Below are 6,000 nucleotides of genomic sequence, written 5' to 3'. Positions count from 1 at the left end.
AGAGGGGATTAGAATACTTGCCCTGAGCGAAGTCGTTGGCGCAGCCTCTCGTAGAGAAGGGTTGTCAACAAATACTGCGGGACACGCAGAAATTCAAGCTTGTGGAGAAGCAGTAAGACTCGTTGGCACTTGTGCTCAAAAGCGTGTTTCTAAGAAACAAGAATCCCCCACCACAGCGTAAGCTTGGTGGGGGAGTGTCAACTTATGTAAGCTGGCTTCAACTTCCCCAAGAAGTTAAGCATGGCTGAAACCACAGTATCCGGCGACTCAATCAAGAAGCCATGACCTCCACCGTTGAGGGCTACAAGTTCAGCGTTGGGAATGCCTTGAGCAAGTTGCTGGGAAAACTTTAGCGGGGTGAGAATGTCTTGTTTACCGACTAGAACTAGGGTAGGACAATGAATTTGTTGAAGGCGGTCTGTTGTGTCAAAGTCAAGCATGGCTTGGCTATGATGATTGAGTGAATGAGTCGCAGGCGGGAAAGGATATCTGATTGCAAATTCGATCAGTCCTTCGATCATCCCAGGAATCGAGTAGAACGTATCTGTAAATATCCAGGGTAATACGACTTTTTCATAAAGTTTCAGGTCTACATTACCGCAGAGTTCGCTCCAAGTCTCAATGATGCTGTTAAACAATCTATCACCCTTAGCCAAGGATGAAAGTAGCATCAGACTTTGTACCTTTTCAGGATGTGCTAACACTAACTCTTGGGCTATCTGACCACCCATTGAATGACCTGCTAGATGCACCTTATCGATCGCAATGTGGTCGAGCAGTGCTGCAACATCACTAGCCATTTGTTTGAGACTATACTGGCTCTCAGGAGCAGAACTTCGCCCCATACCTCGGTTGTCTAAGCGAATAACTTGATACTGCGAAACCAGCGATGGCATAAGCAGCGACCAATAGGCATGATCGCAAAGGAAGCCAGCTATTAATAGCAAAGGCTCACCCTTTCCCTTAATGTCGTAGAACAAATCAATCCCGTTAATCTGAACTTTTGGCATAGTCAATAATTCTACTAAACCTTATTTTTAAGCAGGGATAGACAAGCCTACATTCCTACGTCTTAAATCTCTCGTCCACCTGAATTTGGTAGCCGTTGGCGAGGCGATTGGTCATGTTGGCAGTGGCTGCGATCGCCATTAGTTCCCCGAACATGGTATCATTCATACCTTTGGCACGCGCCCCTGCTGTGTGCGAGGCGATGCAGTACTCACAGCCATTCGTCGCACTCACGGCGATGTAAATTAGTTCGCGCATCAGTGGATCAATCTCACCAGGACTGGTCATCACTTCCTTCACTGCTTGCCAAGTTCGTTGCAAGGTAGGGGGATGATTGGCTATAGCTTTCCAAAAGTTATTGATATAGTCATTCTGGCGTGTGGCGCGGATGTCGTCATATACTGCACGTACTTCGTCGCTGGCTTCTTCGTATTCAATCAGCTTAGTCATGAGTTGACAATCACTCCGCTAACTAGTAATCCTATGGGATTTCTCCTCATGATTTTGGACTTATTTTTAGATACCAAAATGTAGGATACTACGTTTTTAGCTGCGAACATTAGCGGTGATGAAATTCGACCTCTTTCTCTAGAATCTTAATATCATAGCTGCCAAAGAAATCGTGGCCCAGTAAGCCGATGCTTGCTTTTGGTGCGATCGCAACCTGAAGATTATTGGCTGTAACTCCACCTGCCGCAATAGATTTTACCTTACTGGTGGGGAATTCTACTTCGCTACCATCGGCAATTTGAGCTTGCATTGTACCTGTAGCCTGGAGTTTAAGTGTATTCGCCATATCTTGAGTGATAACGGTTCCACTAGCACCTGTATCTACAATCATTTCAAAGGTTTTTTTGTCATCGAAGGTAACATCAATTACAGGAGTTCCACCAAAGCGGCGTTTGATTGAGACTCGAAAAACTTTGCTATCTGAAGGTGAAGGTGCGGTTATATTGCCACAAAGCCTTTCCAATCCAACAGTTTTACCAGAGGAGGTTACCATGTAACATGCTCCTGGATCGTCAGCAATTGCCCGATGAGAGAATGCTAAAAATACTAGCGTTGGCATTAGTGCGTAGGCGTAGCCCGTCGTAGATATCGCAGCTAGGTTAACGATCGCAATCCAATGCCTCCAAGTATTCTTCATGTTAGATTTCTCTCCAATTTGGCTGATATTTTTTAATAAACTAGATTATTCATGGTAGCTATATAAATTGGTAATAAAAAGCAATTTTTGTTAAAAAACACTTTTTTAAACCTAATATTACAGCTAGATTTTAAACAGCTTGCGTAATCAAGTTAGAATTTTTTCTATATATTTAGAGGATATTGTAAAAGTCCTATTGTTGGTTATAAAACTGAGCCTAAAGCTAAACACTTTTCAAACATCCTCTTATGTCTAGGCTATCCACGCAATTTTTGTATTTTCAAGTTAGTTATTGAACTTTTTTATATGCCTCTATAAGATGAAATTGCGTTTTACTCAATACATCTTACCTAGGATTACTGATTGATAAATTAAAGATTAGGTAAAGACATGATAAAAATACTTAGAGGTTGTTTGAAGAGTAGTTGCTTGTATTTTTAGACACTTATTGATCCCCCCTCACTCCCCTAAAAAATGGGGAATGGAATCAAAGTCCCCTAGTTTTTCGAGGAATTTAGGAGGATCTACAAGCCTTACCTTAAATCACAAACAACTTTTCAAACATCCTCTCAAGTAAACCGATAACTATCCAGTTGAAAAAATTAAAACCTATCTTGCCTTCTGCATTATTGAACTAGTCAGCGTGTATTATTTTCTTGCTTTCAGTACTATTATTTTTTATTCACCTGTAACCAAATTTCTAAACTCACAAGTAACCACAGCTTCACACCATAACGACTCCAAGTATCTCCTTGATAGTTTAACCAATTGCGAATTGGCAACTGGTTCAAATAAGGAGTGATAGCCGCATTTCGATTGAGCAATAAATCTTTGGCTTCTTGCTGCCAATATTTCCGAAATCCTAACTGTACTGGCACCATCATGCCACTTTTGGGACGATGAATAATTGCGTCTGGTAAAATATCTGCGTTCGTCGGAGACGTACCGTAGGTAATCGCTTGTTTTAAGACTGCCTTTTCTTCCACCCCAGAAAGCTTATACTCTGGAGGGATTTCCATGCTTAAGTCTACTACTCGTTGGTCAAACAGAGGAGAACGACCGTGCAAAAGGGCGGCTTGAGTTAAGTTACTGACTTTCGTCAGAATTTGGTCAGCGCCTTTAAATTTGATGTTCATTGCCATCAAACGATTGAGATAGTTGGCTTGGGAATATAAATCTTCTTCAAAAACCCAAGGTACTGTTTGTACTGCTGTCCAAACCTCTGGTTTTAAAAGTTGCGGTAAGTCAACAGCGCACTTTTGGAAGGAAATTAAATAAGCTTGCAATGCATCTTGATTAGTAACAGAGCCATATAAACTATTTATTAGCATTGGCTGATTTTTTGGCCCACCAAAACAGGGGTCGCCACCTTCACCATTTAAAACTACTTCTACGCTTTCTCTTGCCAGTCGTCCCAGCAAAAGGTTGGGAACAGTCAGTGGGTCGCCAATGGGGTCATCTAAATAGGCCATTGTTTCCGGTAGACGTTCCCACATATCCTTAAAACTAATTTCCAAAATGTGGTGCTGCGTCTGACAATGGGATGCGACGAGACTGGAAAATTCTAACTCATTGGGACATTCGGAACCAAAATGAATCGAGAAAGTGTGAACTGGTGCTTTGTGGAATTTTGCTGCTAAAGCAGTGATAGCGCTAGAATCCAAACCACCAGAAAGAAAAACGCCGACGGGTTGATTTGCTGGTGGTAAATATTCTTGAACAACTTGGTCTAGTAATTCTCGCAAGCGATCGCCATGCCATGCTAAGGGTTGATCTATCGCTATAATCTTTTCTTGAAGTTGCCAATAAGCTTTAACTTTGTAGTCAGGAAATTCTAAAACGGTTCCGGGTCGCAGTTCCCGCACCTGTTCCCAAAGCGTTCGTTCTCCTGGAACAAAGGCACAACAAAGATAATCTCGCAACGCCACCAAGTCTAAATCGGATGAACGATAGGGTGATAAAGTTCTCAGTTGAGGCGCAATCCAACGAACCGAACCAGTGGTAGTGTAATAGAGGGTACGAACACCGATGCGATCGCGGACTAACCGCAACACCTGTTTTTCTCTATCCCAAACCACTAGCGCAAATATCCCCACAAGTTGGCTAAGACTTTCATTACCCCATCGTTCCCAAAGATTGGCAATTAGTTGCAGAGAACTTCCTTTAAAGTTATCCGGTTCAATTCCTAACTTTTGCAGCAACTGCACTTGGTTAGTTAACCAAACATCACCAACAACAACAAATCGTTCTCCAGAACTGATTGCTAATTTATCTGTTATAAATCCAAAATCTGTGCGTGGTAGAATTACAGAAATTTTTTCATCTCGCCAAGCGATATCTTCATAATTTGCATCAACTGTTCCCCAAGCTACGCGCCAGGTTGGGTCAGTTTTGATGAATCCGATTTTAGGAGATTTACGATTTTTAAATGCATCAAATAGCATGGGAAATTTTCAACGCATAATCAGTAATTTTAGGACATTGCACAAACCTATCTCCTTAGAAAAGTCCAAAATGAGCGTGGACACTGAGCAAAGCCCACGCTCACTAATAAAATGTGACTAGTTGCCAATGCCTAATACCTGATTGCCTAGAGTGAACGAGAACTTGTCACTTCATTAGGATCCCTATAAGCCCGGACTTTTTGACGATTACGAGCCAGACCTGCTAAACCGCCTAGACCAAGTAAACCTAGCCATCCCCAATCGAAACCGCGATCGCTAGTTTGTTGGTAAGTTGTGATTCCTGTATTCCTGTTATTACCTGTAGTTCCAGCGCCTGTAGGATCAGTACCTGTAGTTCCAGTGCCTGTGGGATCACCTGTAGTTCCAGTGCCTATGGGATCACCTGTAGTTCCAATACCTGTAGTGCCAGTGCCTGTGGTTCCAGTGCCTGTGGTTCCAATACCTGCGGGATCAGTACCTGCGGGATCAGTACCTGTAGTGCCAGTACCTGTGGTTCCAGTGCCTGTGGTTCCAATGCCTGTGGTTCCAGTACCTGTAGTGCCAGTACCTGTAGTTCCAATTCCTGTGGTTCCAGTGCCTGTAGTGCCAGTGCCTGTAGTGCCAGTACCTGTAGTGCCAGTACCTGTAGTTCCAATTCCTGTGGTTCCAGTGCCTGTAGTGCCAGTGCCTGTAGTGCCAGTACCTGTGGTTCCAGTACCTGTAGTGCCAGTACCTGTGGTTCCAGTACCTGAGCTACTGCCACCACTGGAACCTCCGCTGCCGGAGCCTCCGCTTTGGGCATAAACAGAAGGTGGTAAGGACAGAGAAGCGAAACTGATGGCAAAGACAGTAGCCAAAACAGCTTTAGATAAATCAAAAGGCTTCATAGTTATGGTTCCTTTTATGTTTTAGATTTCTGTGGTTGATTTTCAAAACCAATATTGCCTACTCAATCCACTGCTAAATCAGATAAATTTCGACAAGAAAGATTGAGGAGTCTTTTAACTAGTTTCGTTTTAGAAAAATTGAAAGCATTTTAAGCTCCCACAACAACTTTCTATTCATCAGAATCAAACTAATTCATAATCAGTAATTACAAATTCATAATTGGAACCCAGGATTAAAGCGGCTTGTTCACAACATCCAAGGAATAATAATTAATATTTATAATAAAAATTACATTCACTTGTATTTATGATTTTTAATTACTTATTGTGAATTATTTTGTCATTCTTACTCAGGATAGCAGCTAGTTTTTTGTTGGACTTCTACCATAGGAGTAAAACCAATTCTATCGCAGGAATTAAGTTGGCATTAAACTTACTTTATGAACGTGAAGATAATGAAGTTTTTTGGAGCTTGCAATCAGACAAACAGGCTTCAAGATAAGTGCAATCTTCA

General features: G+C 42.1%; 5 protein-coding genes and 1 pseudogene. 1 reads left to right on the top strand and 5 read right to left on the bottom strand.

Going from position 1 to position 6,000, the window contains the following annotated elements:
- Positions 1 to 181: pseudogene (locus F8R90_RS32470) on the top strand (RNA-guided endonuclease TnpB family protein); the annotation flags it as partial.
- A gap of 16 nt (positions 182 to 197) precedes the next feature.
- Here the strand turns inward: F8R90_RS32470 and F8R90_RS32465 are convergent.
- From F8R90_RS32465 to F8R90_RS33980, 5 genes are all read right to left on the bottom strand, one after another.
- Positions 198 to 1,010 (bottom strand): alpha/beta fold hydrolase, encoded by an 813-nt coding sequence (locus F8R90_RS32465; protein WP_196514162.1) that lies wholly within the window; start codon positions 1,008 to 1,010, stop codon positions 198 to 200.
- Positions 1,011 to 1,065: 55 nt separating this feature from the next.
- On the bottom strand, positions 1,066 to 1,458 hold the full coding sequence (locus F8R90_RS32460) for a carboxymuconolactone decarboxylase family protein (RefSeq protein ID WP_196514161.1): 393 nt from the start codon (positions 1,456 to 1,458) through the stop codon (positions 1,066 to 1,068).
- A 109-nt stretch (positions 1,459 to 1,567) separates the two neighbouring features.
- Positions 1,568 to 2,155 carry a retropepsin-like aspartic protease family protein gene (locus F8R90_RS32455; protein ID WP_196514160.1) on the bottom strand — a complete coding sequence of 196 codons (588 nt, stop codon included), beginning with the start codon at positions 2,153 to 2,155 and terminating at the stop codon, positions 1,568 to 1,570.
- Between the two features lie 671 nt (positions 2,156 to 2,826).
- Positions 2,827 to 4,599 (bottom strand): asparagine synthetase B family protein, encoded by a 1,773-nt coding sequence (locus F8R90_RS32450; protein ID WP_196514159.1) that lies wholly within the window; start codon positions 4,597 to 4,599, stop codon positions 2,827 to 2,829.
- A 146-nt stretch (positions 4,600 to 4,745) separates the two neighbouring features.
- Positions 4,746 to 5,486, bottom strand: a complete 741-nt coding sequence (locus F8R90_RS33980) for a WGxxGxxG-CTERM domain-containing protein (RefSeq protein ID WP_442946776.1) — start codon at positions 5,484 to 5,486, stop codon at positions 4,746 to 4,748.
- Between the last annotated feature and the right edge of the window lie 514 nt (positions 5,487 to 6,000).

The organism is Nostoc sp. NZL, assembly GCF_015714705.1.
GTDB lineage: Bacteria > Cyanobacteriota > Cyanobacteriia > Cyanobacteriales > Nostocaceae > Nostoc > Nostoc foliaceum_A.
Note: the sequence above shows the minus strand (reverse complement) of the source record. Positions and strands in the feature narration are given on the sequence as shown.